Raw genomic sequence first — 2,717 nt, forward strand, 5'->3', positions numbered from 1 at the left:
CTATAAAGCCGATTTCCAGGCTTCAGCCGCTTTTTAATTTCTGCGATCGCTTGCTGGTCTTGGTCGATCAAACCGTCAGTAATCAAGACAATACTCCGCAGGCGTCCTTCGGGCGCGGCGGGGAAATTCAACACAGTTTGAATGCCATTAAATAACTCGGTGCCACCGTTAGCATCTAGGCGATTGATATAATTTAGGGCTTTCTCACGGTTTTGCGGCGTATTCGGTAAAGGTATGGGAGATAGCTGCGTCGCGCTATCGGAAAAGTCAACAACATTAAAGGTATCGCCGGGATTGAGTCCATTGATAAACCGGCGCATCAGTTCCTTTGATTGCTCAATTGGCGGTCCACTTTGAGAGCCAGAAGTATCCATGAGAAATACCACATCTTTGGGTACAATCTCATTACTTTGATATTCCACGGCTGGAATTAAATAGGTGGCAAAGTGACCGCCGCGTTCATCCGCCTCTGATAATACTGTGGACTGGGTTTGGGCACTCGATACCTGATAACGTAAAATCAGGTCTTTATTCGGAATTGCGTTTTCCTTGCTCAATTCAACCCGCATGATGCGACCATCTTGAGTGGTACGGATTTGATGAGAAGGCGATCGCACTTCTTTCACTGGCACCCCCGCTTCGATTTCAACGGTTACGCCAATATTTTGTCCAGAACGGCTTCCGGCTGGTAAAGTCGGTGGATTGATTGGCGAAGTGTCGGTAACTGAGTTTGTAGTGCTGTTGCTATTCGTTGAACTTCCTGAAATGTAGCGTGGCCCTACTACCATTGGGAAGACAAATTCATAGTTACCTTTTTCAAACTTTAGGCTTTCACTGTAGCGAATTGTGACATCGATTTTTTCGCCTGGTTTGATGTTAGCCAAGGACTGAGTAAAAATATTGTCTCGTTCTTGGTCTAATAAGGCAGCAGTTTTTCCTTCTTGTTTGGCTTGTTCGTAAATTTGCTTTGCTTCTTCGCGTTTTTTGATGACGCCTCGGATGATGCGATTGCCTACTTTTATTTCCATGTCATCCACCGCCGCTTCATCGGGCAGTGGAAACTTATAGACAGCTTCTAAGGGATTGTTAAAGGGATTTTCAAAGGTCTGCGTTACCTCCACCCGCGACACATTTCCTGTAACTTTCGCCACAACTTCCGTATGTTTCAACGGAAACACTTGCTGCTGTCCATCCACAATGGCGAATAAGCTGCCTTCCGTTAGAGATGGTTGTTTCTCAATTTGCTGAGTCACCATCTCTACCACAGGCGAAGCTAAGTACCGCACTCCCGCATATCCAAACAATAGGAAGGCACCGGCTATCAGCCATTTTTTCTTAGAATTACGTTTAGTAGTTGGGAGCGATCGCCCATTCAAATCTTGCAACACTTCATCTGCTGATTGATAGCGCCGCTTCGTACCTGTTTGCAGCATTTTGTCGAGAATGCTACCGAACTGTTTACTGACTGGCGTCTTCAAGAAATCCCGCCAAACCCAGGTATCTTCACTCGTATCGCTTAGATCGAAAGGAGGAATTTGGGTAATCAAATGGATACAAGTAACACCCAAACTATACACATCGCTGGCAAAAATCGCTTTCCCTTTTACTTGTTCGGGAGCCGTATACGCAGCAGAACCGATGACCGTTCCGGTTCTGCCTAGCATCGTCTCAGTCGCATACTTTGCTGCGCCAAAATCGACTAACACGAGTTTGCCATCTCGACGGTTGCGGATGATATTTTCGGGTTTAATATCCCGGTGAATCATCTGTTGACTGTGGACAAATTGCAACACTGGCAGCAAACTTTGCAGGAGTTGCCGAATTTCTACTTCTTTAAACGGCCCTTCTTTGGCTAATTCTTGAGCTAAGTTTTCTCCATCGATAAACTGTTGCACTAAATACTGATGGTCATCTTGCTCAAAATATGCCAGCAGTTCGGGAATTTGATGATGTTTCCCAACAACCTCTAAGCGAGTTGCCTCTTGACGGAATAACTCTGCTGCTTTTTGGCGATTATTAGTTCCTTGTTGTTGAGGAAAAAACTGTTTAATGACACAGCGCGGTTCCGATGGCTGGGATGTATCCACAGCCAGGAAAGTTCTCCCCATACCTCCTTGACCAATCGGTTTAATCGCACGATAGCGATCGCTTAGCAGTAATTGCGATCCGCAACTTTCGCAGATTGCGGCATTTCCAGGATTTTCTGGCTGCTTACAATTAGGATTTAGGCAATAACACCGACGTCGATCGTGAGCTGTGCTTTTTTGAGGCGGGAAGGTCGTCATAGCAGCCCTTTTTCAAAACCGTTCACGCCATTCTAGCCATTTCATTTCTAAAATTAATATAAAGAATCGGCTAGAAACGCTCTCAACGCAAGGTTTTGAGCTTTGTAGGAAGATAAACTTCTCCAAGTAGTACGGCAGAAGTTGCGCCGGTAACTTGGGGAAGATTGCCAGGGATGCCTAACTGACGCCAATATGCCAAAACAGCGAAAGCGATCGCTTCTTTGAAATCAGCATTCACACCTGCTTCATCCGTTGTCAACACTGGCACGGGTTGTAAAGTCGCTTGTAGGCGCTGTTTTAAGTAGAGGTTGCGACTGCCACCGCCACACAATAACACCTCGTCAGGCATCTGCGGCAGGAAAGTGCGGTAGCTATGAACAATTGACGCAGCAGTGAGTTCAGTCAGCGTTGCCAGCAGATCAGCGCTACTCA

2 protein-coding genes are annotated in these 2,717 nt (G+C 46.2%); both read right to left on the reverse strand.

Annotation, left to right across the window (positions count from 1 at the left end; all coding sequences use genetic code 11):
* On the reverse strand, nt 1-2,285 hold a 2,285-nt coding region (locus H6F50_RS18260), incomplete at its 3' end, for a VIT domain-containing protein (protein WP_190429791.1).
* Nucleotides 2,286-2,367: 82 nt separating this feature from the next.
* Nucleotides 2,368-2,717 (reverse strand): anhydro-N-acetylmuramic acid kinase (locus H6F50_RS18265; protein WP_190429792.1); only part of this gene is annotated, 350 nt, incomplete at its 5' end.

This window comes from Coleofasciculus sp. FACHB-712 (assembly GCF_014695635.1).
Taxonomy (GTDB): domain Bacteria; phylum Cyanobacteriota; class Cyanobacteriia; order Cyanobacteriales; family FACHB-T130; genus FACHB-T130.